The organism is Duganella sp. 1411, assembly GCF_017833525.1.
GTDB lineage: Bacteria > Pseudomonadota > Gammaproteobacteria > Burkholderiales > Burkholderiaceae_D > Rugamonas.
In genome coordinates this window covers 380,724-405,851 of the sequence record NZ_JAFICD010000003.1, presented here as the reverse complement: position 1 = coordinate 405,851, position 25,128 = coordinate 380,724, and the positions used below count along the sequence as shown (strand labels likewise).

Genomic DNA, 25,128 nt, shown 5'->3' with positions numbered 1-25,128 from the left:
GATACTAACGCTGAAGCATATTAGTGCAAAAGAGCCAAATGAACAAAAAGATTCTTATATTGTCCGTGTTTGTGGTCGCTTCATGTGGCCTTGCTTACGAATTAATCGCCGGCGCCCTGTCCAGCTATCTGCTGGGCGATTCGATCCTGCAGTTCTCCACCGTGATCGGCTGCTACCTGTTCGCCATGGGCGTCGGCGCCCACCTCTCCAAATATGTGCTCGACGAGGATGTGCTGGCGCGCTTTGTCGACATCGAACTGGCGGTCGGCCTGGTCGGCGGCATTTCGGCCGCGATCCTGTTCCTGACTTTTTCGTGGATGGCGGCGCCGTTCCGCACGATGCTGTACGTGATGGTGTTTTTGATCGGCGCCTTTGTCGGCATGGAGGTGCCGCTGGTGATGCGCGCGCTGAACGCGCGCCAGACGGGTTTCAGCGAAATCGTCAGCAAGGTGCTGACCTTCGATTACCTGGGCGCGCTGGCGGTGTCGCTGCTGTTCCCGCTGGTGCTGGCGCCGACCCTGGGCCTGGTGCGCACCGGTTTTCTGTTCGGGATGCTCAACGTCGGCGTCGCCCTGTGGACAATTCGGACCTTCCGCACAGAGCTCAAGAACGTCACCGGCCGCATGCTGCGCGCCTCGGCCGTGATGTTCGTGCTGGTGTGCGGCTTCGCCTCCGCCGACAAGCTCACCTACTGGGGCGAGCATGGCCTGTTCGGCGACGAAATCGTCTTCGCCACGACCACGCCCTACCAGCGGCTGGTCGTCACGCGCTGGAAGGACGATCTGCGCCTGTACATCAACGGCAACCTGCAGTTCTCGTCGCGCGACGAGTACCGCTACCACGAGGCGCTGGTGCATCCGGTGCTGCAGCCATTGCCGTGGGCGAAGCGGGTGCTGGTGCTGGGCGGCGGCGACGGCCTGGCGCTGCGCGAGATACTGCGCTATCCGAACATCGAGCATGTCACCCTGGTTGATCTGGACCCGGCGATGACGGGCGCCTTCGCCAGGCGCGAAGAGCTGGTCAAGCTCAATGGCGGCTCGCTGACCGACAAGCGGGTGAAAGTCGTCAATGCCGACGCGGCCCTGTGGCTGCGCGATAACGACGACATGTTCGACGCCATCATCGTCGACTTCCCCGATCCATCCAGTTTCGCGCTGGGCAAGCTGTATTCGGTGCCGTTCTACGGCATGGTGCGCAAACACCTGGCGGCCAACGGTTTGATGACGGTGCAATCGACGTCGCCGTTCTTCGCGCCGCACGCTTACTGGACCATCGACGCCACCTTGCGCGAAGTCGGCATGAAGACCTATCCGTACCACGCTTACGTGCCGTCGTTCGGCGAATGGGGCTTCATTCTCGCCACGCCCCAGGCGCAGTACCAGCCGCCCGCCGAGTACCGTTTGCCGATGCGCTACCTGAACGCCGACACCACGCGCGAGATGTTCATCTTCCCGCCGGATATGAAGCCGCTGCCGATGGCGCCGAACCGGCTCAACACGCAGTCGCTGGTGCACGAATTCGAGCAGGACTGGCGCCGGGTGATACGCTGATGCTGCGCCGATCCTTTCTCGTGTGGGCCGGCGCCACCGGCCTGGCGGCGGCGGGTAGCGTGGCCGGCTTCCAGCGCTGGCAGGAGATCACGCCGGCGGTGCATTACCCGGGCCGCGACGAAGGCCACTTTCTGCGCGACCGCCGCGCGTTGCCACCGCCGTCGCAAGTTGTCCACACCGATGTCGCCATCCTCGGTTCCGGCATCGCCGGGCTGACCGCCGCGTGGAAGCTCAAAAAGCTCGGCAAGGCCGACATGCTGATGATCGACGGCCCGCAACCGCACGGCAACGCCGCCGGCGGCGCGTTCGGCGACCTGGAATATCCGACCGGCGCCCACTACCTGCCGCTGCCGTCGCCGGAGTCGGTGCACGTGCGCGAGATCCTGGCCGATCTGGGCATCATCCAAAAAGACCCGATGGGCGAGAAGCCCTATTACGACGAGCGCTTCATCCTGCACGCGCCGGAGGAACGGCTGCTGTACAAGGGCCAGTGGCAGGAGGGCTTCATGCCGACCGAGGGCGTGCCGCAATGGGAGATCGACGAGCACACGCGCTTCTTCGCCGAAGTGGAGCGCTTGCGGCGGACGCACGGCGCCGACGGCCGGCGCGTGTTCGTCTTCCCGACGGTGATGTCGTCGGAGGACCCGCAGTGGCAGGCGCTGGACCGCATCACGCTCAAGCAATGGCTGGAGCAAAGCGGCTACCGCTCGCCGACCCTGCACTGGTATCTGAACTACTGCTGTCGCGACGACTACGGCACGCGCTACGATAAGGTTTCGGCTTGGGCCGGCCTGCATTACTACTGCAGCCGCTGGGGACAGGCCGCCAACGCCGGCAACGGCGCCTGGCTGACATGGCCGGGCGGCCTGCAACCGCTGGCCACGGGCATCGAGCGCGCCTCGGGCGTCAAGCGCATGGCCGGCACCGTGGTGTCGCTGAAGAAGACGGCGGATGGCGTCGAGGCCTTGTGCTTCAAGCTCGAAGGCGGCAAGCCGTCGACCTATCTGGTGCGGGCGCGCAAGGCTATCTGCGCGATGCCGGTGTATGTCGCCGCGCGGGTTGTGGATAACATCGCCGCCTACGGTTTCGATCCGGCCAGGCATATCCCCGAATATGCGCCGTGGATGGTCGCCAACTTCCTGCTCAAGCGTTTTCCGCGCGAGCTGCAGGAGGGACCGCACTCGCCGCCGCTGTCGTGGGATAACGTCGTCTACAGCGAGCCGGGATTGGGCTTTGTCGTCTCCACCCATCAGGATATCCGCGTGCGGCCGCCGGAAAAGACCGTCTTCAGCGCCTACGTCGCGCTATCGGACCGCAAGCCGGCCAGCGCCCGCCACTGGATGATGGACGCCAAGCCGGAGGAACTGCTGGCGCTGGCCAGCGCAGACCTCAAAACGGCGTACGGATCGCAGTTCGCGTCCTGCGTCGAGCGGGTCGACATCACCTTGCGCGGCCACGCGATGGCGGCGCCATTGCCCAACTTCCGCGCCAACGCCGGCATGAAGGCCTTGCGCGAGGCCGACGGCCCGATTTTGTTCGCGCACGCCGACCTGTCGGGCTTCTCGGTGTTCGAGGAGGCGGCATGGTGGGGCTACCGCGCAGCCGAACTGGCGGCGAAATGATATTCTAGCTAAACCATATAAACCGAATCGACGCCATGACCCATAACGCCCGCCAGCACTTCCGCGCCTCCGCCAAGCAAAAACTGCGCGAGGAGGACGCCGGCGACCACGCCTTCTCCAGCCGCGCCGCCAATCCCGAGTTGAGCAAATCCAAGGGCAAGGCGCTCGACATCAAGCGCACCGACGCGCTGATCAAGCGCATCTCCGCCTTGCAAAACATGCTGTACGCGCAGCGCAAGCAGAAGGTGCTGCTGGTGCTGCAGGGGATGGACACCTCCGGCAAGGACGGCACGGTGCGCGCCATGTTCAGCGGCGTTAGCCCCATGGGCGTGAGCGCGGCGGCCTTCAAGGCGCCGACCGACGAGGAACTGGCCCACGACTACCTGTGGCGCGTGCACCAGCACGTGCCGGTCAAGGGGCAGATCGCCATCTTCAACCGCAGCCACTACGAGGATGTGCTGATCACCAAGGTGCAGGGCATGATCGATGACAAGGAGTGCAAGCGCCGCTACGCGCAGATCCGCGATTTCGAGCGCATGCTGGCCGAAACCGGCACCGTCATCGTCAAGGTATTCCTGCACATCTCCAAGGAAGAGCAGCGCGAGCGCCTGCAGGAGCGTCTGGACGATCCGGACAAACAGTGGAAGTTCGCCCCCACCGATATCGAACAGCGCAAGAAATGGGGCGAGTACCAGCGCGCCTACGAGCAGGCCATCCGCGAAACCGACCGGCCACACGCGCCGTGGTACATCGTGCCGGCCAACTCCAAGACGCACCGCAACCTGGTGATCGCCAGCCTGCTGCTGGAGACGCTCGAGGGCATGGACCTGAGCTTCCCGCCGCCGCACCCGGACCTGTCCTCGTTCACCGTAGTGTGAGAGGCAAACCCTCACCCCGGCCACCGGGGTCGTACCCAGCGGGGTACGACCCCTTCGACCGCGGTGCGGGTTAAAATCCGGCATCCCGTCAACGTAAAAACACGTCCGCGCGGTCTGTGGCATAGTCATTCTTTGCATGAGGAGGACTACCGATGCTGCAACTGAAAGACCCCACACTGCTGCGCCAGCAAGCCTACATCAACGGCGCCTGGAGCGACGCCGACAACGGCGAGACCCATCCCGTCACCAATCCCGCCACCGGCGAGCAAATCGGCACCGTGCCGCGGATGGGCGCGGCCGAAACCAAACGCGCCATCGACGCCGCCAACGCCGCCTGGCCGGCCTGGCGCAAGAAGACCGCCAAGGAGCGCGCCGCCATCCTGCGCAAGTGGAATGACCTGATCCTGGAAAACACCGACGACCTGGCGCTGCTGATGACGGCCGAGCAGGGCAAGCCGCTGGCCGAGTCGCGCGGCGAGGTGGCCTACGGCGCCTCGTTCATCGAATGGTTCGGCGAGGAGGCCAAGCGCGTGGCCGGCGAGACGCTCGCCTCGCCGTGGCCCGACCGCCGCCTGCTGGTGACCAAGGAGCCGATCGGCGTGTGCGCCGCCATCACGCCGTGGAACTTCCCGATCGCGATGATCACCCGCAAGGCCGGCCCGGCGCTGGCGGCGGGCTGCCCGATGGTGCTCAAGCCGGCCGAGTCGACGCCGTACTGCGCGCTGGCGCTGGCCGAGCTGGCCGGGCGCGCGGGCGTGCCGCCCGGCGTGTTCAGCGTGCTGACCGGCTCCTCGAAGGAGATCGGCGGCGAAATGACGTCCAACCCCATCGTGCGCAAGCTGACCTTCACCGGCTCGACCGCCGTCGGCCGGCTGCTGATGGAGCAGAGCGCGCCGACGATCAAAAAACTGTCGCTGGAATTGGGCGGCAACGCCCCGTTCATCGTGTTCGACGACGCCGACCTCGATGCCGCCGTCGAAGGCGCGATCGCCTCCAAGTACCGCAACGCCGGCCAGACCTGCGTGTGCGCCAACCGCCTGTACGTGCAGGACGGCGTCTACGAACAATTCGCCAAGAAACTGGTGGCCGCCGTCGAAAAGCTCAAGGTCGGCAACGGCGTCGAGGAAGGCGTGACGCAAGGCCCGCTGATCGACGAGAAGGCCGTCGAAAAAGTCGAGCAGCACGTGGCCGACGCGCTGTCCAAGGGCGGGCGTCTGCTCACCGGCGGCAAGCGCCACGCGCTGGGCCACAGCTTCTTCCAGCCGACCGTCATCGCCGACATCAACAGCGACATGATGGTCGCCACTGAGGAGACCTTCGGGCCGCTGGCGCCGCTGTTCCGCTTCAAGACCGACGAGGAAGTCATCGCGCTGGCCAACGACACCGAATTCGGCCTGGCCAGCTATTTCTACTCGCGCGATATCGGCCGCATCTGGCGCGTGGCCGAGGGGCTGGAAAGCGGCATGGTCGGCGTCAACACCGGCTTGATCTCCAACGAGGTGGCGCCATTCGGCGGCGTCAAGCAATCCGGCCTGGGGCGCGAGGGCTCGCGCCACGGCATCGACGAGTACCTGGTGGTGAAGTACATCTGCCTCGGAGGCATTTAACGGGAGGCGGCCGGGCATGCGTGTGATGGCGATTTCGCATGCCCTTCCGGCAAGTTGCGGCGGTTTGGCATAGAATGATTTTTTTACTCTTTTCGGCCCCCACCATGTCCAAGACAATTGCCCAGTTGTGCTTAGTTTCCTCGCTGACCTTGTTGGCGGGCGCGTCCGCGTTCGCGCAAGCCCCCGCCGTCGCGGCGGGAACCGCGCCGGCGGCGACGGCGGCGCCGGCCAATTGCCCGGCCATCCTCAAGCAAACCTTCAAGCGTTTGCAGGACGAGGCGCCGCAGGACCTGTGCCAGTATGCGGGCAAGGTGATTTTGGTGGTCAATACCGCGTCGTACTGCGGTTTCACCAACCAGTACGAGGGCCTGGAGGCGATGTACGCCAAGTACGGCAGCAAGGGGCTGGTGGTGCTGGGCTTCCCGTCCAATGACTTCGGCCAGCAGGAACCCGGCAGCAGCAAGGAGATCGCCGATTTCTGCTACAACACCTACGGCGTCAAGTTCCCGATGTTCGCCAAGTCGGTGGTGTCGGGCAAGGAGCCGAATCCGCTGTTCGCCAACCTGATCAAGGCGACCGGCAAGGCGCCGGCCTGGAATTTCCACAAGTACCTGATCGACCGCAACGGCAAGGTTGTGGATAACTTCGGCAGCAAAGTCAAACCGGACGACAAGCAACTGGTCGGCGCGGTGGAAAAAGCGCTGGCGATGTAATTAGTTCGGCCCGGTGGCGAGGGTGAATCCCTCGTCGAGCCAGCCGGTGATGCCGCCGGCCATCAGCTTGACCGGGCGCCCCAGGCGCGCCAGCCGCACGGCGGCGCGGGCCGCGCCGTTGCAGTGCGGGCCGGCGCAATAGACGACAAACAGCGTGTCCTCGGGAAATTCGGCCAGCTTGGAGCCGATGATCTTGCGGTGCGCCAGATCCAGCGCGCCGGGCACGTGGCCGGCCGCGTACTTCTCCGTGCCGCGCACATCCAACAACACGAAATCGGGCTTGCCGCCGGCGAGCGCGTCGTGCACGTCCCAGCAATCGGTTTCGTAGGCGAAGCTCGCTTCGAAGTGGGCCAGGGCGGCGGGGCTGGCGGCGGCCGGAATGGCGGCGACGAGGGATTTTTCGGTCATTTGGGATCTCCTTTTCGATGACGGTTTTATGGGGCGGAACGTCGTGATCGGCCTTTGCGTGGGCCAACGGGGCGCGGGCATGGCGGATTACGCTTCGCTAATCCGCCCTACGTGGTTCCGTGTTGGTTTCGTGTTTCATTGGTGATTGACGCTATTGTGGGCGTGCGCTGCCATCGCCGGCAGTGGCGCATCGGCCATTCTGCGTTAAGATTGCGCCATGAAAAAACATCTCGTTGTCGCGCTGGCTTACGACCGGCTATGCACCTTCGAGTTCGGCTGCACGGTCGAACTGTTCGCCCTCGAGCGTCCGGAGCTGGACGTCGACTGGTACGACTTCGCCGTCTGCGCCGTCGAGCCGGGGCCGATCCGCGCGGCCGGCGGCATCACCGTGCAGGCGCCGTACGCGCCGGAATTGCTGGCGCTGGCCGACACCATCGTCATCCCCGGCTGGCGCGACGCCGACGAAGCGCCGCCGTCGGCGCTGCTGGACCTGATCCGCGCGGCGCACCGCCGGGGCGCGCGCCTGTGCTCGATCTGTTCCGGCGTCTTCGTGCTGGCCGCCGCCGGCGTGCTGGACGGCCAGCGCGCCACCACGCACTGGCGCTACGCCGACAAGTTGGCGCTGCGCTATCCGCGCATCGACGTGCAGCCGGACCATCTATATGTCGACACGGGCCAGGTCATCACCGCCGCCGGCTCGGCCGCCGGGCTCGACATGCTGCTGCACGTGGTGCGGCGCGACCACGGCGCCCGTATCGGCAATCTGGTGGCGCAGCGGCTGGTGGTGGCGCCGCACCGCGAGGGCGGCCAGGCGCAGTTCCTGCCGCGGCCGATGGCGCAAGGCGAGCAGGGCAGGCTGTCGAAGCTGATGGACTGGCTGCGCAGCCACCCGGAGCTGCCGCACACGGTGGCCAGCATGGCCGAACGCGCCGCGATGAGTCCGCGCACCTTGCAGCGGCAGTTCCAGCAGGCAACGGGATTGGGCGCGGTCGAATGGCTGATCCGCGAGCGGGTGGCGATCGTCAAGGAAATGCTGGAGGTGCCGGACGTGCCGCTGGCGCAGATCGCCGAGAAGGCCGGCTTCGGCTCGGAGGAATCGTTGCGGCATCATTTCCGCCGGCTGGCCGCGACCACGCCGGGCGCCTATCGAAAACGCTTCGGTGACGTTAATCGCCAATACCTTGATACCGCCTAAGGTGTATCGCTTGTCATCGGCCGTTTAGTTGACTAATCTGGTTGTTCAACTAATAACCAGGAGACAGTCATGGCATATGTCGATGGATTTGTGATTCCGGTACCGAAAGAGAACGTCGAAGCGTACAAAAAAATGTCATTGGCCTGCGGCGCCGTGTGGAAGGAGTACGGCGCGTTGGAGTTCCGCGAGAACATCGGCGACGATGTGCCGCCCGGCAAGGTCACGTCATTCCCGATGAGCGTGCAGCTGAAGGAAAACGAGGTGGTGGCGTTTTCCTGGATCGTCTACGAATCGCGCGCCAAGCGCGACGAAATCAACGAAAAAGTCATGAAAGACCCGCGCCTGGCCGAATACATGGACCCCAAAACCATGCCCTTCGACGGCAAGCGCATGATTTACGGCGGCTTCGAGATGATCGTCGATCTTTAAAGCGTCGCCTTCATCGCGCCGCGCAGGGCGTTGCAGACGACGATGTCCTGCGCCCGCTCCAGCATGGCCCGCGTGATCACCGCCTCGCCCGCGTTCCATTCCGGATCGTCGAGCAGCACGGCGCGCATCACGCCGGGCAGCACGCCGCACGCGAGCGGCGGCGTCAGCCAGCGGCCGTCGACGCGCACGAAGACGCTGCTGCGTCCGCCCTCGGTCAGCTCCCCGCGCTCGTTGAAGAACAGCGTGTCGAAGGCGCCTTGGGCCTCGGCGTCGCGCCAGGCGTTGTCGTAGCGGGCGCGGATGCTGGTTTTATGCCGCAGGAACAGGTCGCCCGAGGCGGTGGCGTCGTCGGCCAGCAGCACGCGCACCGGTTGCGTCAGCGGCGCCAGCGGCGCGTGCTGCACCGAGAACGCGCCCGATGGCCCCAGCGCCAGCCGCAAGCGGTAGGCGCCGCCGGCCGGCGGCGGCTGGTGCGCGTCGTCCGCCAGCATGTGGCAGGCCGTGTCCAGATAGGCATTGGCCGCCGCCGCGTCCCACGCGTAGCCGAAGTAGGCGGCCGACGCGGCCAGCCGCGCCAGGTGCCGCGCGCGGTGGCGCACGCCGACCTGGGGCGTGGCGTACATCGTTTCGAAGATCTCGAAGTCGTTTTTCAGGCCGGTGAGGAAGCGCGCCTTCAGCTGGCATTCCGCGTATTCGGCGGCGGCGTCGCTGTCGAAGACGATGCCCGCGCCCACGCCCATCTCGCCCCGGCACACGCCGGCGAGGCCGTCCGGCGCCTGCAGCGCCAGCGTGCGTATCGGCACCGACATGCAGAAGTCGCCGACCTTGCCCTCCTTGCCCGGGTCGAACCAGCCGATGGCGCCGGTGTAGATGCCGCGCGGGTCGGGTTCCAGCTCGCCGATGATTTCCATCGTGCGGCGCTTGGGCGCGCCGGTGATCGAGCCGCACGGATAGAGCGCGTCGAAGATGTCGCCCAGCGTGGCGTCGTCGCGCAGGTCGGCGGTGATGGTCGACGTCATTTGCAGCACGCTGCTGTAGCGGTGGACCTCGAACAGTGCGGGTACCTTCACGCTGCCGGTGCGGGCGATGCGCGCGATGTCGTTGCGCAGCAGGTCGACGATCATCAGGTTTTCGGCGCGGTTCTTCGGATCGGCGGCCAGCACGGTGGCGCGCAGGATGTTCTCGGCCGCCTGCGCCGGCGGCGCGGCCGGCGCGGTGCCCTTCATCGGCCGCGCCGTCAGCACGCCGTCCTGGTGGCGCACGAACAGCTCCGGCGACAGCGACAGGATGGCCGAGCCGTCCTCTAGTCCCACCAGCGCGCCATAGGGCACCGGCTGCCGTCCGCGCAGCAGCGCGTACAGCGCGTGGATGCCGCCGAAGGCGTCGAAGCGCAGCCGGTAGGTGTAGTTGACCTGATAGGTGTCGCCGGCCTCGATGTAGTCGTGGATGCGCGCCAGCGCGGCGTCGAAGGCCCGGCGGTCGATGTTGGCGCGGATGTTGGCGACGCCGGCCGGCCGGTCGACCGGGAACGAGCGCGCCGCCAGCCAGTCGCGCACTTCGGCGTTGGTCAGCCGCGCGCAGTGCTTGAACAGAAGGATTTGCGCCAGCGGCGCCAGCGGCGTGGCCGCCGGCGCGGTGGCGGAGGCGCCGATATCGAGCAGTTTCGCGCCCAGCTCATAGGCGCACAGGGTGACGGCGTATTCGCCGCGCGCGAGCGCCGCCCGCATCTGTTCGAGCACTTGCGGCCATTGGCCGATGTCGTGGCAGCGCAGCGTGCCCAGATGGCCGGTGTACAGGCGCGAACGGGCGTCCGACTCCGGCGCGTCTTCGGGTGCGCCGGGGCTGGCATCGTCCAGCAGTGCGAAACATTCGGCGTTCATTGGTCCATTTACGATAACAGCAGCGCGATCTGCAGCGGCGCGTCCTGCGACGGGTTGTGCTTGAATCCACTCTTGGCGTAGCGGTGCCAGCGTCCGATGACAAAGCTGGTCAGCATGCCGGCGCGCGCCTGCACCTCGTTTTCGTGCGCCTGGCCCTCGGCCACCGATTGCCGCAACGCCTGTTTGAGCGCCAGGTCGACGCGGTCGTAGAACTGGTTCATGCGCAGTTGCAGGCGCTCGTCCTCGTTCACCAGCGCCTCGCCGATCAGCACCCGCGTCATGCCCGGATTCTGGCTGGCGAATTGCAGCAGCATGGCGACGATGTCGCGCGCCTGCGTCTGGCCGTCGCCCTGGCGTTCGGCGATCTGGTTGATCAGGCCGAAGACGGTGGACTCGATGAATTCGATCAGCCCCTCGAACATCTGCGCCTTGCTGGCGAAATGCCGGTACAGCGCGGCCTCGGAAAACTCGAGCTTGCGCGCCAGCGCGGCCGTGGTGATCTTGTCGCCCTTGGGCTGTTCCAGCATCTCCGCCAGCGCTCGGAGGATTTCCATGCGGCGCTGGCCCGGCGGTGTGCTTGCCATGTGATCTCGCGGGTAGGTGTCGGTAAAAGAGGTGGATCAGCGCAGATGATGCAGGCGCGCCGGCAGATTCCTGACAGATTTTACTTTGACATCGACATAAGCGGGGCGAATTAACCTTTTTTGAGGATGCGCCAGGCCGGCCGTGTCGCCGATGGTCAGGTACTGGGTGATCCACGCGGTGCGCATGCCGAGCGAGTGGGCGCTGCGCAGATTGGCCAGCGTGTCCTCGACCAGGATGCAGCGCTCGGGCGTGAGGCGATGGCGGCGCATCAGCTTGCGCAGCATCAGCTTGGATGGCTTGGGACGCATCTGGCGGTGCACCGTCATCGACTCGACCGACACGTGGTGGCCGAATTCGCGCTGCAGGCCCAGATGGCGCAGCACCTGTGTCGAATAGCGGTGCGGCGCGTTGGTCAGCAGGATTTTGCGCCCGGGCAGGCGGCGCATCAGCTGGCGCAGTCCGCGCTCGGCGCGGATCATCTCCGTTAGGCCGGCGATGGCGTGGGTCTCGTGCAGAAAGTGGGCCGGCAGCACGCCGTGGTGCTTGACCAGTCCCAGTATCGTCGCGCCGTAGCGGCGCCAGTACATGGTGCGCGCGGCGTTGACGGCGTCCTCGCCGGCCGGCGTCACGCCGTCGCCCAGCACCCTGGCGATGTAGACGTTCATGTTCGCCATGATCGCCGGGAAGATGGCGTGGGAGGCGTTGTGCAGTGTGTTGTCGAGATCGAACAACCACACTGGTGAGTTACGGGTAATATTCACGGGAGACCATTCAACAAAGGAAGCCATGCGACGCCAGATTATAGTGATGTTCTGCAGTTTGTTCTGCTTTGCCCTCGGCCCGGCGTGGGCGGCGGACCAGATGGCGGGCCAGGAGCGGGCGCCCAACCGCGGCGCGCTGTTCAAGGTGCGCAACGGCGAACATGCGCTATACCTGTTCGGCACCATCCACGTCGGCTCGAAGGATTTTTTTCCGCTCGAGCCGCGCGTGGCCGGCGCGTTGAAGCAGGCGCCGGTGCTGGCGCTGGAAATCGATCCCCTGGGCGATCCGCAAAAACTGGCGCTGGCGGTGCGCAAGTTCGGGCTGGTGGGTCCCGGCGCGGCGGCGCCGGCCCTGTCGCCGGAATGGCGGCGGCGCCTCGACCGCCTGCTCAAGCAGTACAAGATCGAACCGCAGACCGTGGCGGCGATGAAGCCATGGCTGCTCGCCAGCGTGCTGACGGTGAGCGAATTCGCCAGCCAGGGTTATGACGCCGAGCAGGCTGTCGACGCGCACCTGGCCAGGCAGGCGCACGAGCGGGGACAGAAAGTGGTCGAACTGGAATCGCCCGACGCCCAGATGGGCCTCTTCGGCAACCTGCCGGCGGCCGAGCAGCTGCTGTTCCTGCAGGAGACCATCGCCGGCATCGAGGACAAGGAGCAGGCCAACCAGGCGCGCGAGATCGCCGAGGCCTGGCGCAACGCCGACATCAAGGCGCTCGACGCGCTGGCCGCCAAGGCGGAGCAGGACGACAGCTTTTCCGGCCGCTTCGTGCAGAAGGTGCTGCTGGACGGGCGCAATCCGGCGCTGGCCGACGGCATGGCCAAGCTGATGGCGCGTGAAAACAACAGTGTGGCGGCGATCGGCGTGCTGCATTTGATCGGCAAGGGCAGCGTGCCGGAACTGCTGCGCCAACGCGGCATGACGGTGGAGCGTATTTATTGAATTACAAGTGGGAGGTGCTGCGGGGAGGGGTACTGCGGAAGGGTGGTGCGAGAAGCGATGGTGCCCTTTACGTGGATTGAACACGTGGCCTCTCCCTTACCAAGGGAGTGCTCTACCACTGAGCTAAAAGGGCGTACTGGTATGACGATGCACTCAAAAACGCGGCTAAAAGTGCATCGCCGTTTTTTCAGTGAGACCGGATCATAGTTCCAAAAGCCTGTTCGGTCAACACTTCGAGCAATAAAGAGTGTTCAATTCGCCCGTCGATGATGTGGACCGTGTTGACGCCGGACTTCGCCGCGTCCAGCGCTGATGAAATTTTAGGCAGCATGCCGCCGGAAATCGTCCCGTCGGCGAACATCTCGTCGATCTCGCGCGCCGACAGGTCGGTCACCAGATTACCCTGTTTGTCCTGAACGCCGGCGATGTTGGTCATCATGATCAGCTTTTCGGCCTTCAGGATTTCCGCGATTTTGCCGGCGACGACGTCGGCGTTGATGTTGTAGGCCTGGCCATCCTGGCCGAAACCGATCGGCGAAATGATGGGGATGAAGGCATCGTCCTGCAGCGCCTTGACGACGGCCGGGTTGATGGCGTCGATCTCGCCGACGAAGCCGATGTCGAGGAACTGGCCCGGGTTCTCCTTGTCCGGCATCGCCATCTTCTTGGCGCGGATCAGGCCACCGTCCTTGCCGGTCAGGCCCACGGCCTGGCCGCCGTAGTGATTAATCAGCATCACGATGTCCTGCTGGACTTCGCCGCCGAGGACCCACTCCACCACTTCCATGGTTTCCTCGTCGGTGATGCGCATGCCCTGCACGAAGGTGCCCTGCTTGCCGATTTTTTTCAGCGCGTTGTCGATTTGCGGACCGCCGCCGTGCACCACGACCGGATTCATGCCCACCAGTTTGAGCAAAATGACATCACGGGCGAAGCCGTGCTTCAGGCGCTCGTCGGTCATCGCGTTGCCGCCGTATTTGATGACGATGGTCTTGCCATGGAAATTACGGATGTAGGGCAGGGCCTCAGCCAGGATCTGCGCCTTGATCTGCGGGGAGACCGCGGTCAAGTCGTCATTCATGCCTAAGTTAAGGTTAGTCAGTTGGGTCATGGCGAGTCCGGTTAAAAATTTTGTGCAATTTTACAGCCTGGGGCTGGGATCAGTTAGGCATTATAGGGCTATCCGGTTGTATTTTCCGAGATCATCCGATACGCTGACCCGCATGACCAGCCAACTTGCCGCCATATGAGTACCTGCTCGCGTTGTGGTGCCCAATTCTCGTGCGCGATGGCCGATGCCGATCCCGCCAAGGCCGCCGAGCCGTGTTGGTGCACGTATTTGCCGGCGTCGGTGCCGGTGCCGTCGGCGCCGGGCGCCAGTTGCTGGTGCCCGGAATGCCTGAAGCAGCACATCGCCGAATCACGTAGGGCGGATTAGGCGGAACGCCGTAATCCGCCATCGTTGAGCCGTCGACGGCGCATGCATGGCGGATTACGCTTCGCTAATCCGCCCTACGTGGATCCGAAGCCTAGCTGACGTTACGGAAGAAGCGCAGCATCTCGCGGCTGGCGTCCGGGCCTTTGGCGTCGGTGTACGTGCCATGCGCGCTGCCGCCGGACCACGCGTGCCCCGCGCCGTGCACCACCCAATGCTCGCCCAGCGGCGTGCCGTCGGCCTTGGTGTGCGTCGTCTGCGTATAGCGGTGGCCATTCGGCACGCTGCCCGACTGGATCGACGGCGATCCCTTGTGGCTGTGCAGGCGCTGCTCGATCACCTGCTCGCCGTTGCGCGGGTTGACCGTGGTGTCGTTATCGCCGTGGAACACGATGATCGGCTGCGAACCGTTGCCCGCCTTGCGCGAGGTGCTGGCGCCGCGCTTCATGGCGCTCAGCGCCGACGGCAGATCCTGCGCCGACGCAAACGGCAGGCCCGAATGCACGCCCACCGCCGCGAACAGCTCCGGATACAGCGTGCCGACGATGACCGCCATCGCGCCGCCGGCCGACAGTCCGGCCACGTACACCTGGCGCTCGTTGACCGGATATTCGTCGATGATCTGCTGCGCGATGCCGGCGATGATGGACGGCTCGCCCTGGCCGTGCTGCTGGTCGATGGCGTTGAACCAGTTCCAGCACTTCGAGTGGTTGGCGCCGGAGGTCTGCTCCGGATAGGCGACGAAGCAGCCCATCTCCTCGGCCACCTGGTTCATCTGCGTGCCGGCGGCGAAATCGTCGGGATTCTGCGTGCAGCCGTGCAGCATCACCAGCAGCGGCATGGCCTGGCCGGTGTAGGTGGACGGCACATACAGCTTGTAATTACGGGTGCCGGCGTGGTTGGTATAGCTGCCGCTGATGAACTTCGCGCCCTCCGGCAGCGGCGCGGCCGGCGTTGTATTCATCATCGAACCGAAGTCCATGCTGAAATTACTCTGCAGATTGGCTTGCAGATCGATCTTGATGCCCATGCGGTTCAGCATGTCCTGCGCGTATTCGGTCGGATTCGTGGCCGGGTTGGGGGGGCTGGCCGGCGCGCTGTCTTGCTGCGGGGGCGCCGCCGACTCGGCGCGCGGTTGCGCCGCATCCGGGGTTGAGCGCGGCGCCACGTATTCGGGTGGCGGGTTAATGTCACGCATATGGGGTTGCGATGCCGGTTGGGATGCCGACGCCGATGCCGGCTGCGGCCCGGCGGCGCGTTGCTGCTGCTGTTTTTGCTGCAGTTCGACCATGCTTTCCATGGCCTTCCGCACGGCCGCCGTGGCGCCTTTGTTGATAAGCTTTTGCGCGGCACCGCGCACGCTCGACATGAATGGTAGTTTCATAGCTGTCCTTTAGTGGATTCGTTGGGCTAATGCGGTTTTGATCACCGCGCTGGCGTGGAGCGAACCGAGTACGAAAATCGAATCGATGGTCGCCAGCGCCAGTTCGACCGAAACGTCGCTGGCAATGCTGGCCAAACCAAGTACCTGTATCTGCAGCCGCTGGCCGGCCGCCTGCACCGCTTCAAGATCGGAGCGGGTGTAGTGTTGCATTCCGAGCACCAGGCTTTTTCGCGCCACCGTTTGTTTCACCACGTCGGCGTGCTCGTTTAACTGATTGCGGATCGCCGTGCGGATCAAATCGGTGCGATTGGAGTAAAACCCCTCCTGCACCAGCAAATCGATCTGCCCCAGGTCGATCGGACCGAGGTTGATCGTGATCTTTTCCGACTCGGCGGTCTTCAGTTTTAATTCTTGCTTAGCCATACGTCTCCATCCGGTTACCATCTACATGGATGGTAGTATAGGCTTCGCAGTCCCCAAGTCAAGCGCGTTCGGTTCATAATGTGGCCATGAGTGATCCAACTAACTTAGCCGCGCCCCCAGCTCCCGAATCCGCCACACCCGTGCCGTCGCCGTGCGTCAGCCTGTGCAAGATGGACGCCGAGCGCCGTTATTGCATGGGGTGCCTGCGCACCATCGACGAGATCGTCAACTGGTCCAAGGCGGACGACGACTACAAGCGCGGCGTCTGGGCCGAGATCCGCGAGCGCGAGCTGACTGTCCGTTTCGACGACGATTTCCTGGCATGAAGGCGCTGCCGGCCTCGATCCAGGTGTTCGAGCGGGGCTGGCTGTCCTCCAACAACGTGCTGTTGTCGGGGCGCGACGACACGGCGCTGATCGACACCGGTTATCTGACCCACGCGCCGCAAACGCTGGCGCTGGTGCGCCACGCGTTGCAAGACCGTCAACTTGATCAGGTGATCAACACCCATCTGCATTCCGACCATTGCGGCGGCAACGCCACGCTGCAGGCCCATTACGGCAGCCGGGTCGCCATTCCGGTCGCCGAGGCGGACAAAGTGGCGAACTGGGATGTCGACGCGCTCAGTTTCAAGGCCACCGGCCAGCGCTGCGAACGATTCAGCTTCGACGCCACCATCGCCCCCGGCGACGTGCTGACCTTGGCCGGCATGGAATGGCAGGCGCTGGGCGCGCCGGGGCACGATCCGCATTCGCTGATTTTTTACTGTCCGAGTGAGCGCGTGCTGGTGTCGGCCGACGCGCTGTGGGAGAACGGCTTCGGCGTGATCTTCCCGGAGCTCGATGGCGAATCGGGGTTCGCCGAGGCGCGCGCCACGCTCGATGTCATCGCGGGCCTGGATGTGCGGCTGGTGATACCGGGCCACGGCAGGCCGTTCGACGATGTGGCGGGCGCGCTGGCGCGGGCCAGGTCGCGGTTGGCGTATCTGGAGGCCGACCCGGTGCGCAACGCGCAGAACGCGATCAAGGTGCTGCTGAAGTTCTTGCTGCTCGAGCGGCAGCGGATCGCGCTGGCCGAGGTGCCGGCGTTGTTGGTGGCGATGCCGGTGTTCGAGACCGCCAACGCGCGCTTTCTGAAGCAGACGCCGGAAGCCTTGGGCGCATGGGCGACCAGCCAATTGGTGCGGGGTTTGGCGGCGCGCGTTGAGGGTGAGTACTTACTTAATACATGAGCCGCTGGCGGAGCCTGGCGGATTACGCTGCGCTAATCCGCCCTACGTGACTCCCCGGCAATCTTTCGGGCGCCGATCCCGGTTCTGATTTCGACCAACCCGTGATCCACGGTAGGGCGGATTAGCGCGCAGCGCGTAATCCGCCGCGCGCCGCCACCGGCCCCGGAAAACTTCTAGAGCCCACCACCTATTTTTGGCACGATCGTACTATTTCCGGTCTATAATCCCCGAGACCTTACACTCCGATCAACTTACGTCAGCGAGTTCGCCATGGCCCTGCCTGCAGCGTTGCAAAATCTTTCACTTCCCGTTATCGCCTCCCCGATGTTCATCGCCAGCGGCCCCGCGCTCGTGGCGGCGCAGTGCAAGGCCGGCATCGTCGGCTCCTTCCCGGCGCTGAACGCGCGGCCGGCGGAAATGCTCGACGTCTGGCTGACCGACCTGCAAAACGAACTGGCCGACTACCAGGCCGCCAACCCGGGCAAGCGCGTCGGCCCGATCGCCGTCAACCAGATCGTCCACCAATCGAACGACCGCCTCGCGCACGACGTGGAAGTCTGCGTCAAGCACCAGATCCCGATCATCATCTCGTCGCTGCGCGCGCCGCCGAAGGAGATGCTGGACGCGATCCACAGCTACGGCGGCATCGTCATGCACGACATCATCTCGATCCGCCACGCCGAAAAAGCGCTGGAAGCGGGCGTCGATGGCCTGATCCTGGTCGCCACCGGCGCCGGCGGCCATGCCGGCACGTTGTCGCCGTTCGCGCTGGTGGGCGAGGTGCGCAAGTTCTTCAACGGCCCGATCGCGCTGTCCGGCGCCATCGCCAGCGGCGACGCGATTTTGGCCGCGCAGGCGATGGGCGCGGACTTCGCCTACATCGGCTCGCGCTGGCTGGCGACCAAGGAATCGAACGTCAGCGACGCCTACCGCGACGCCATCGTCGAATCGGCCGCCGCCGACATCGTGTATTCGAACCTGTTCACCGGCGTGCATGGCAACTACCTGAAGAAATCCATCGTCAACGCGGGCCTGGACCCGGACGCGCTGCCGCAGGCCGACAAGAGCGCGATGAATTTCGGTTCCGGCAGCGCCAAGGCGTGGCGCGACATCTGGGGCGCCGGCCAGGGCGTGGGCCTGATGGACGACGTGCCGACCACCGCCGAGATGGTGGCGCGCCTGAAGGCCGAATACGACGCGGCGCGCGCGCGTTTGGCTCTGTAACTGGTGCTGGCGGCAGTTGTCGCCAGCGCCGGATGCCAGCCGAATGACGATGGCACGGCCATCAAAAACAATTATAATAAATCCAATATTGCCATAAATATTGGATCGAACGATGAAGTTGCGCACCCTGTCCCAGTCACTCTCCCTGTCGCTGTCGCTGGCGCTGCTATGCTGCGCGGCCAGCGTGTCGGCGCAAGCGCCGATCAACGAGGCCGCCAGCGCGCTGACGCAGGAAGGCGATAAGTTGATGACCCAGCGGAAGTACGCGGACGCGGTGCGCAGCTATTACGCGGCCGGCAAGGCCGATCCGGCGTCCTCGCAGCCGACGTCGAGACTCGCCAGTCTTATTTACACCTTGTCGGTTGCCGCCGATGCCGATAAAAAAGCGGCCATGCGCGCGCAGGCCGAGGGCTTGGCGCAACAGGCCTTGAAGCTCGATTCCCGAGACCCCATCGCGCAGGAGGTGCTGCGGTTGCTGGCCGAGGAAAAGCCGGCGCCGCTGCACGCGCCGACGCCGGAAGCGGCCAGGCTGTCGTCCGAGGCGGAACAGCTGTTCGTCGCCGGAAAATTCGACGAGGCCCGCGAAAAATATATGCTCGCGGCGAAGGCCGATCCGCTCTATTCGGCCCCCTGGATTTATGCCGGCGATTGCTACTACGCGCAGAAAAAATGGCCGGAGGCCGAGCAGATGTTCCGCAAGGGCGTGACGATCGAGCCGCTCAATGGCCAGGGCTGGCGCTTCCTGGCGGACGCGCTGCTCTCGCAGGGCAAGCGCGAAGCCGGCGAGGAAGCGCTGTTCAACGGCATCGCCGCGCAACCGAGCCAGATGCCCAACTGGGACAAACTGGCCCGCGTGCGCGCCGCCGCCGGCACGCCGCTCAAGCCTCTGGGACTGGTGCGCAAGGCCAGCGCCACGCTCGACGCGGCCACCGGCAAGCCGACGGTGAATCTTGATTCGACGTTCAGCGGCGGCCCCGGGGAGCAGAAAACGGCCGATGGCGGGGCTTGGCTGATGCTGGGTCTGAAGGAAGCGAACATCCGCGTCAAGGACCGCGACGACCATACCGCCAGCACGCCGTTCGCGATCGAGCTGGCGACGTGGGAGGGGGCGATGAAAGCGGCCACTGAGATCGTCGCCAATGGCGGAGAGGCGCTGACCGATCCAGGCCTGGTCGCGATGCAGGAGCTGGCCAAAGCGGACCAGCTGGAGGCGGGCTTGCTGATCTTGCGCTACAAGGAATCCTACCGCCCCGAGTTCGAGGCGTGGAAGACCGCGCATCCCAACGGTATCCGCAAATTCGTCGATACGTGGGGATTGCAGCCGTAGGGCGGGGCCGTTGCCCTACGATTCCGTTTGGATCGCCCACAGGCCGGGCAGATTGCGCCAGTAGCCGTAAGCGTCCATGCCGAATCCGACCACGAAGCGGTTCGGGATCGTGATGCCGACGATGTCCGCCTTGACCGGCTTGGGCTTGCCGATCGCCTTGTCGGCGAAGACGGCCAGCACCACTTCGGCCGCGCCCATGTCGAGCAGGCGCTGTTTGACGTGGGCCAGCGTTTCGCCTTCGTCCAGGATATCGTCCAACACGATGACCACGCGGCCGGCCACGTTCGAGCGCGGCACCACTTTCCACACCACTTGTCCGCCCTGGTCGTCGTCGCCGTAGCGGCTGACGTGGATGTAGTCGAATTCGAGCGGGAAGGTCAGCTGCGGCAGCAGATTGCCGGTGAAGACCACCGCGCCGCCCATCACGCCCAGCACCAGCGGGAACTCCTCGCTGTCGGGGCGATTGAAGCGGGCGTTGAGGGTCTCGGCCATCGCGGTGACGGCGCCGTCGACGGTCTCTTTGTTGAACAGTTCTTCCGCGTTCTCCAGCAGGGCGCGGGCGCGGTTGTGGTGGAAGTCTTGCATGGTCTTCTTCGGCTTTTAAAAACATGTGGGAAGAACGCTATTATCCGCCATATCCCCGCAGGCCGCTCACCGTTGCTATCCTGCCACAGGATTTGCCGCAGCCCTACGTGTAATCGCGTATGTCATCGATCACCCTGCCGTCGCCGGGCAGGCTGCCGATGGCGGCGAAGCGCACCTCGCCGCGTAGCTTGGTCAGTTCCCTGATCGATTCGACGATGGCCGCGCCGCTGGCGGCGCCGGGATCGGCTACTTCGCAGTGCAGGGTCATCACGTCCTGCGCCATGCGCCCGGAAATCACCAGCCGCGCCTTGACGATCTCCGGATGGCGACGCGTCACTTCGTGCACCTGCGACGGGTGGACGAACATCGCGCGCACCTTGGTGGTCTGGTCGGCGCGGCCCATCCAGCCCTTGATGCGGGTGTTGGTGCGGCCGCATGGCGAATCGGCCACGCCGGTCAACACCGCCGACAGGTCGCCGGTGGCGAAGCGGATCAGCGGGTAGTCGGGATTGAACACTGTGACCACCACTTCGCCCACTTCGCCGGCCGCCACCGGCTCGCCGCTGCCGGGACGGACGATTTCCAGGATCACGTCCTCGTCGAGCACCATGCCGGGATGGCGCACGTCGCCGCTGCGGGTTTCGAAGGCGATGCTGCCGATGTCGGCGGTGGCGTAGGTTTGCAGCACGTGCGGCACGCCGTTGTCGGCGAACCATGCGCGCAGCGATTCGGGCAGCGCCTCGGCGCCCATCAGCGCCTGAGTCATGCTGCTGATGTCGGCGCCCATCTCCTGCGCCTTTTCGATGATGATCTTCAGGAACGACGGCGTGCCGACGTAGGTGTCCGGCCGCAGCGCGCTGATCGCCTGCACCTGCATTTCGGTCTGGCCGCTGCCGGCCGGGATCACGCCGCAGCCGATGCGCGCGGCGCCGCCTTCGACCATGAAGGCGGCCGGCGTGAAGTGATACGAGAAGCAGTTTTGCAGCAGGCCGCCGGCCCGCACGCCGGCCGCGTACATGGGACGGCCGAAACGCCACCAATCCTGGCCTCTGCCCTCGGGATCGAAGATGGGGCCGGGCGACATGTACAGGCGTGACAGCTGTCCCACCGGCGTCGTATTCAGGCCGCCAAAGGGAGGCTGCAGCTTTTGCAGCGCGTGCAGTTCGGATTTGCGCGTCACCGGCAAGGTCGCCAGCGCCTCGCGGCTGGTGATGTCGGCCGCGTTCACGTCCCGCAGGATGCGCGACCACCCGGCGGCAGCCTTCGCCCGCGCCACCAACTGGGGCAGGCGCGCCATCAGTTCGCGCTCGCGTTGTTCGGGCGGGCGTGTTTCCAGGCTGTCCAGGGTATCCGTCATGATTGCTGTCCTCCGATTTCGCGCTGCAGTTTTTTGGTCAGTTTGGCGAAGACCAGTTCATGCGCGCGTTTCAGCAACGCGGCCGCTTCGGCGTCGCTGAGGGTTGCGAGGTCTTCGACGTACACCCACTTGGCGCGTGCCAGATACGGCGCCGGGATGATGCCGGGGCGGTCGGTCAGTTCCAGGAAGCGGTCGTCGTCGACCTTGAAGCTGATGCCCTTGGCGTCGTCGGCGCGCGTGACGGCGAACATCTTGCCGCCGACCGAGAACACCAGATTGCTTTCCCATTTGATGTCTTCCGTGGCGCCGGGCAGGGAAAGGCAAAGCGTCCTGGCTTTTTTGATATTCATGCGTGCGTGTCCTCAAGCCAGCCAGCGTTTGCGGCGGCGGTAAAATTTCATGTCGCGGAAGCTCTTGCGGCCGGCGCCGGACACGCCCAGGTAGAACTCCTTGACGTCCTCGTTGCTGGCCAGGTCCGCGGCCGCGCCTTCCATGACGACGCGGCCATTTTCAAGGATGTAGCCGAAATCGGCGTAGCGCAAGGCGATGTTGGTGTTTTGTTCCGCCAGCAGGAAGGAGACGTTTTCCTTGCCGTTCAAGTCCTTCACGATGCCGAAGATTTCGTCGACGATTTGCGGCGCGATGCCCATCGACGGCTCGTCCAGCAAGATCATCGACGGCTTGGCCATCAGCGCGCGGCCGATCGCGCACATCTGCTGCTCGCCGCCGGAGGTGTAGCCGGCCTGGCTGGCGCGCCGCTCCTTCAGGCGCGGGAAGTAGTGGTACACCTTGTCGAGCGACTCCTTGAGCTGCGCGCGCGACAGGCTGCGCGTGTAGGCGCCGGTCAGCAGGTTTTCCTCGATGGTCAGGTGGCCGAAGCAGTGGCGTCCCTCCATCACCTGCGACAGGCCGCGCTTGACCAGCTCATTGGGCGTCAACTGGTCGACGCGCTCGCCCTTGAAGTGGACGTCGCCCTTGGTGACGTCGCCGCGCTCTCCCCGCAGCAACGTGGAGATGGTCTTCAGGGTGGTGGACTTGCCGGCGCCGTTGGCGCCCAGCAGCGCCACGATTTTCCCTTGCGGGACCTGCAGCGAGACGCCTTTGAGCACCAGGATCACGTGGTCGTAGATCACTTCCACGTTGTTGACGGAGAGGTAGGGCGTCATTTTGCGCAGGCCGGCGTGATTTTTTTCTCGGCCGCGTAGGCCGCGGAGCTTTCTTCCAGCAGCTTGTGGGTCAGCGCCTTGTCGCCGACCACCCAGTTCGGCGTGATGGCGTTCCACTTCTTGCCGTCCCACTGCTGGACCTTGACCGCGCCGGAGCCCTCGTGATCGTCGCAGCTGGTCTTCACCACCGGCAGCATGCCGAGCGCGCCGATGGCCTTCTGCCGCGCCTCGTCGAGGTTCAGGTGCTCCAGGCCCCAGCGCATTTGCTCGCCGCTGACCGCCTTGCCCTTGCCGAACTTCTCCTGCGCGGTGCGCATCGCCTCCACCCACAGGATGGCGGCGCTGACGCCGCGCATGTGGTACACGGAGCCGATGCGGTTGCGGTCCGCCAGATTGCCTTTGCCCGCTTCGTAAAGCTTCTTGTTGATCTCGTCCATCACCGGGTAGCTGCCCGGCGTGTTGAAGGTCATCGCGCTGTAGCCTTTGGCCGCGTCGCCGGCGGGTACGGTGTCTTCCTCCGATCCGGCCCACCAGACGCCCAGCATTTTCTCGCGCGGGAAGCCGTTGCGCTGCGCGGTCTTGATGGCCACCGCGTTCATCGAACCCCAGCCCCACAGGATCACATGATCCGGTTTGGCCTGGCGGATTTGCAGCCATTGCGACTGCTGCTCGGTGCCGGGCGGCGTGACGGGGATCTTGATCAGTTCAAAGCCGTATTGTTTGGACAGCGCCTCCAGCACCGGCAAGGGTTCCTTGCCGAAGGCCGAGTCGTGGTACAGGTGGACGATCTTTTTACCTTTGAGTTTGTCCAGGCCGCCGTTCTTGTCGCCGAGGTATTTGATCATGCCGGCGGCCTGGTTCCAGTAGCTGGTGATCAGGGGGAAGACGTAGGGGAAGACTTTGCCGTTGGCGGCGTCGGAACGCCCGTAGCCGATCATCGTCATCGGGATTTTATCGGTCGGCAGGCGGTCGAGCACCCCGTAGGCGACGCCGGTGGACAGCGGTTCGACCAGCGTGGCGCCGCCGTTCTTGGTTTTTAGCCGCTCGTAGCATTCGACGCCGCGCGACGGGTTGTATTCGGTTTCGCATTCCTCCCAGGCGATCTTGACGCCGTTGACGCCGCCCGACAGGTTGACCAGGTTGAAGTAGTCGATGATGCCGCCGTAGAAGCCGGAGCCGCCCGCCGCATAAGGGCCGACGCGATAAGAGGGCAGGGCGATGTATTGCTCGCCGGCCGGCTGCGCCAGCGCGGGCGCGACGATCGCCGCGATTGTCAGTCCGAGTACGAGAGATTTGATGCTTTTCATTTTTTTGTCTCCTCTTGGGTACTACGCTGGTAGATTGCGATAACTTGGTGCGTTCAGTGCGGGAAGGGCCACAGACGCAGTTTCTCTTTACCGATTTGCCACAGACGCGCCAGGCCATGCGGCTCGACGATCAGGAAAAATATGATCAACGCGCCGAACACCATCAGCTCCAGGTTGGAGGCCACGCTGTTGGGCAGCGACAGGCCGTGCGCCAGGATGTTGAGCAGCACCGGCAGCAGCACGATGAAGGCCGCGCCAAGGAAGGAGCCGAGGATCGAACCGACGCCGCCGATGATGATCATGAACAGGATGCGGAACGACAGATCGAGGTTGTAGGCCTCCGGCTCCACCGTGCCGAGGTAGGCGAAGGCGTACAGCGCACCGGCCACGCCGCAGTAGAACGAGCTGACGGCGAACGCCAGCAGCTTGGTGCGCATCAGGCGGAAGCCGATCACCTCGGCCGCCACGTCCATGTCGCGCACCGCCATCCAGGAGCGGCCGACGTTGGAGCGCACCATGTTCTTGGCCTGCAGCGCCATCACCGCCACCACGCCCAGCACCAGCAGGTACTTGCGGTCCGGCGTATCGAACTGATAGCCGAGGATGACGATCTTTTGCGCGGTGATGACGCCGGAGGCGCTGTAATTGGTCAGGTAGGGGATCTTGGTCAGGCACCAGACCACGAAGAACTGTGTGGCCAGGGTCGACGCGGCCAGGTAGAAGCCGCGTATCCGCAGCGACGGCAGGCCGAAGGCGATGCCGACCGCCGCCGCGCTCAGGCCACCGAGCACGAACGCCACCAGCACCGGCAGGCCGGGAATGCGGGCGATGAAGTTATAGGAGGCGAAGGCGCCCACCGCCATGAAGGCGGCGGTGCCGAGCGACAGCTGGCCCGCGTAGCCGGTCAGGATGTTCAGCCCCAGCGCGGCGAGCGAGAAGATCAGGAACGGAATCAGGATCGCCGACAACGCGTACGGCGACGCCACCAGCGGCACCACCACGATCGCCACGGCCAGCAGCGCCAGCATGGCCACGCGGTCCTGCAGAATGGGGAAAATCTGGCTGTCGGCCTGATAGCTGGTCTTGAATTGTCCTGCTTCGCGGTAGAGCATGTGCGC

General features: G+C 64.9%; 26 protein-coding genes and 1 tRNA gene. 13 read left to right on the top strand and 14 right to left on the bottom strand.

Annotated features, from left to right (window positions below; translation table 11 throughout):
* Positions 1–38: 38 nt before the first annotated feature.
* The 5 genes from JOD97_RS18890 (at position 39) to JOD97_RS18870 (ending at position 6,370) form a co-directional block, all read left to right on the top strand.
* The gene (locus tag JOD97_RS18890; RefSeq protein WP_209721512.1) at positions 39–1,550 is read left to right on the top strand and encodes a polyamine aminopropyltransferase; all 1,512 of its coding nucleotides are present in this window, start codon (positions 39–41) and stop codon (positions 1,548–1,550) included.
* The gene (locus JOD97_RS18885) at positions 1,550–3,172 is read left to right on the top strand and encodes an NAD(P)/FAD-dependent oxidoreductase (RefSeq protein ID WP_209721509.1); all 1,623 of its coding nucleotides are present in this window, start codon (positions 1,550–1,552) and stop codon (positions 3,170–3,172) included. Before JOD97_RS18890 ends, JOD97_RS18885 begins: the two co-directional genes overlap by 1 nt.
* A gap of 35 nt (positions 3,173–3,207) precedes the next feature.
* On the top strand, positions 3,208–4,050 hold the full coding sequence (locus JOD97_RS18880; RefSeq protein ID WP_209721506.1) for a PPK2 family polyphosphate kinase: 843 nt from the start codon (positions 3,208–3,210) through the stop codon (positions 4,048–4,050).
* A gap of 152 nt (positions 4,051–4,202) precedes the next feature.
* Complete coding sequence (gabD, locus tag JOD97_RS18875) at positions 4,203–5,657, top strand: NADP-dependent succinate-semialdehyde dehydrogenase (RefSeq protein WP_209721503.1); 1,455 nt, start codon at positions 4,203–4,205, stop codon at positions 5,655–5,657.
* A 104-nt stretch (positions 5,658–5,761) separates the two neighbouring features.
* Positions 5,762–6,370 carry a glutathione peroxidase gene (locus JOD97_RS18870; RefSeq protein WP_229264563.1) on the top strand — a complete coding sequence of 203 codons (609 nt, stop codon included), beginning with the start codon at positions 5,762–5,764 and terminating at the stop codon, positions 6,368–6,370.
* Here JOD97_RS18870 and JOD97_RS18865 read toward each other — a convergent pair whose 3' ends face one another.
* Positions 6,371–6,778: a rhodanese-like domain-containing protein gene (locus JOD97_RS18865; protein ID WP_209721500.1), complete on the bottom strand. Its 408-nt coding sequence runs from the start codon at positions 6,776–6,778 to the stop codon at positions 6,371–6,373.
* A 217-nt stretch (positions 6,779–6,995) separates the two neighbouring features.
* Between JOD97_RS18865 and ftrA the strand changes: the two genes are divergently transcribed.
* Entirely contained in the window at positions 6,996–7,973 is a 978-nt protein-coding gene (ftrA, locus tag JOD97_RS18860) for a transcriptional regulator FtrA (RefSeq protein ID WP_209721498.1), read from the top strand.
* Between the two features lie 69 nt (positions 7,974–8,042).
* Positions 8,043–8,402, top strand: a complete 360-nt coding sequence (locus tag JOD97_RS18855) for a DUF1428 domain-containing protein (protein WP_209721494.1) — start codon at positions 8,043–8,045, stop codon at positions 8,400–8,402.
* Here the strand turns inward: JOD97_RS18855 and JOD97_RS18850 are convergent.
* The 3 genes from JOD97_RS18850 to JOD97_RS18840 are packed head-to-tail and all read right to left on the bottom strand — an operon-like array spanning position 8,399 to position 11,655.
* Positions 8,399–10,282 (bottom strand): chorismate-binding protein, encoded by a 1,884-nt coding sequence (locus tag JOD97_RS18850; RefSeq protein ID WP_209721491.1) that lies wholly within the window; start codon positions 10,280–10,282, stop codon positions 8,399–8,401. The genes JOD97_RS18855 and JOD97_RS18850 overlap by 4 nt on opposite strands.
* An 8-nt stretch (positions 10,283–10,290) precedes the next feature.
* Positions 10,291–10,866 (bottom strand): nucleoid occlusion factor SlmA, encoded by a 576-nt coding sequence (slmA, locus tag JOD97_RS18845; protein ID WP_209721489.1) that lies wholly within the window; start codon positions 10,864–10,866, stop codon positions 10,291–10,293.
* A 36-nt stretch (positions 10,867–10,902) separates the two neighbouring features.
* A complete protein-coding gene (locus JOD97_RS18840) occupies positions 10,903–11,655 on the bottom strand; it encodes an HAD-IA family hydrolase (RefSeq protein WP_209721486.1) in 753 nt (250 codons plus the stop codon).
* Between JOD97_RS18840 and JOD97_RS18835 the strand changes: the two genes are divergently transcribed.
* A complete protein-coding gene (locus JOD97_RS18835; RefSeq protein WP_229264562.1) occupies positions 11,654–12,571 on the top strand; it encodes a TraB/GumN family protein in 918 nt (305 codons plus the stop codon). The genes JOD97_RS18840 and JOD97_RS18835 overlap by 2 nt on opposite strands.
* Before the next feature lie 58 nt (positions 12,572–12,629).
* Here the strand turns inward: JOD97_RS18835 and JOD97_RS18830 are convergent.
* Both JOD97_RS18830 and argB read right to left on the bottom strand, forming a co-directional pair.
* Positions 12,630–12,704, bottom strand: a tRNA-Thr gene (locus tag JOD97_RS18830).
* Positions 12,705–12,758: 54 nt separating this feature from the next.
* Positions 12,759–13,652, bottom strand: coding sequence for an acetylglutamate kinase (gene argB / locus JOD97_RS18825; RefSeq protein ID WP_090324085.1), 894 nt, complete (start codon positions 13,650–13,652; stop codon positions 12,759–12,761).
* 165 nt (positions 13,653–13,817) lie between these two features.
* Here argB and JOD97_RS18820 point away from each other — a divergent pair, with 165 nt between their 5' ends.
* On the top strand, positions 13,818–14,009 hold the full coding sequence (locus JOD97_RS18820) for a cysteine-rich CWC family protein (RefSeq protein ID WP_209721483.1): 192 nt from the start codon (positions 13,818–13,820) through the stop codon (positions 14,007–14,009).
* A 91-nt stretch (positions 14,010–14,100) separates the two neighbouring features.
* Here JOD97_RS18820 and JOD97_RS18815 read toward each other — a convergent pair whose 3' ends face one another.
* A complete protein-coding gene (locus JOD97_RS18815; protein WP_229264561.1) occupies positions 14,101–15,390 on the bottom strand; it encodes a PHB depolymerase family esterase in 1,290 nt (429 codons plus the stop codon).
* Between the two features lie 9 nt (positions 15,391–15,399).
* Positions 15,400–15,813: a CopG family transcriptional regulator gene (locus JOD97_RS18810; RefSeq protein WP_209721480.1), complete on the bottom strand. Its 414-nt coding sequence runs from the start codon at positions 15,811–15,813 to the stop codon at positions 15,400–15,402.
* 86 nt (positions 15,814–15,899) lie between these two features.
* Here JOD97_RS18810 and JOD97_RS18805 point away from each other — a divergent pair, with 86 nt between their 5' ends.
* The 4 genes from JOD97_RS18805 (at position 15,900) to JOD97_RS18790 (ending at position 19,595) form a co-directional block, all read left to right on the top strand.
* On the top strand, positions 15,900–16,139 hold the full coding sequence (locus JOD97_RS18805; protein ID WP_209721477.1) for a DUF1289 domain-containing protein: 240 nt from the start codon (positions 15,900–15,902) through the stop codon (positions 16,137–16,139).
* A complete protein-coding gene (locus JOD97_RS18800) occupies positions 16,136–17,044 on the top strand; it encodes an MBL fold metallo-hydrolase (RefSeq protein WP_209721474.1) in 909 nt (302 codons plus the stop codon). The genes JOD97_RS18805 and JOD97_RS18800 overlap by 4 nt, the downstream gene beginning before the upstream one ends.
* Positions 17,045–17,314: 270 nt before the next feature.
* Positions 17,315–18,268: a nitronate monooxygenase family protein gene (locus tag JOD97_RS18795; RefSeq protein WP_209721471.1), complete on the top strand. Its 954-nt coding sequence runs from the start codon at positions 17,315–17,317 to the stop codon at positions 18,266–18,268.
* Positions 18,269–18,380: 112 nt separating this feature from the next.
* A complete protein-coding gene (locus JOD97_RS18790) occupies positions 18,381–19,595 on the top strand; it encodes a tetratricopeptide repeat protein (protein WP_209721468.1) in 1,215 nt (404 codons plus the stop codon).
* A gap of 15 nt (positions 19,596–19,610) precedes the next feature.
* Here the strand turns inward: JOD97_RS18790 and JOD97_RS18785 are convergent, their stop codons facing one another.
* From JOD97_RS18785 to JOD97_RS18760, 6 genes are all read right to left on the bottom strand, one after another.
* Positions 19,611–20,180 carry a hypoxanthine-guanine phosphoribosyltransferase gene (locus tag JOD97_RS18785; protein ID WP_209721465.1) on the bottom strand — a complete coding sequence of 190 codons (570 nt, stop codon included), beginning with the start codon at positions 20,178–20,180 and terminating at the stop codon, positions 19,611–19,613.
* 103 nt (positions 20,181–20,283) lie between these two features.
* Positions 20,284–21,537, bottom strand: a complete 1,254-nt coding sequence (locus tag JOD97_RS18780; protein ID WP_209721462.1) for a phenylacetate--CoA ligase family protein — start codon at positions 21,535–21,537, stop codon at positions 20,284–20,286.
* Positions 21,534–21,887, bottom strand: a complete 354-nt coding sequence (locus JOD97_RS18775; protein ID WP_209721447.1) for an MmcQ/YjbR family DNA-binding protein — start codon at positions 21,885–21,887, stop codon at positions 21,534–21,536. The genes JOD97_RS18780 and JOD97_RS18775 overlap by 4 nt, the downstream gene beginning before the upstream one ends.
* Positions 21,888–21,899: 12 nt before the next feature.
* Complete coding sequence (locus tag JOD97_RS18770) at positions 21,900–22,703, bottom strand: ABC transporter ATP-binding protein (RefSeq protein WP_209721445.1); 804 nt, start codon at positions 22,701–22,703, stop codon at positions 21,900–21,902.
* Entirely contained in the window at positions 22,700–24,010 is a 1,311-nt protein-coding gene (locus tag JOD97_RS18765; RefSeq protein ID WP_209721442.1) for an ABC transporter substrate-binding protein, read from the bottom strand. Before JOD97_RS18765 ends, JOD97_RS18770 begins: the two co-directional genes overlap by 4 nt.
* Before the next feature lie 53 nt (positions 24,011–24,063).
* Positions 24,064–25,122 carry a branched-chain amino acid ABC transporter permease gene (locus tag JOD97_RS18760; RefSeq protein ID WP_209721439.1) on the bottom strand — a complete coding sequence of 353 codons (1,059 nt, stop codon included), beginning with the start codon at positions 25,120–25,122 and terminating at the stop codon, positions 24,064–24,066.
* Positions 25,123–25,128: the final 6 nt, after the last annotated feature.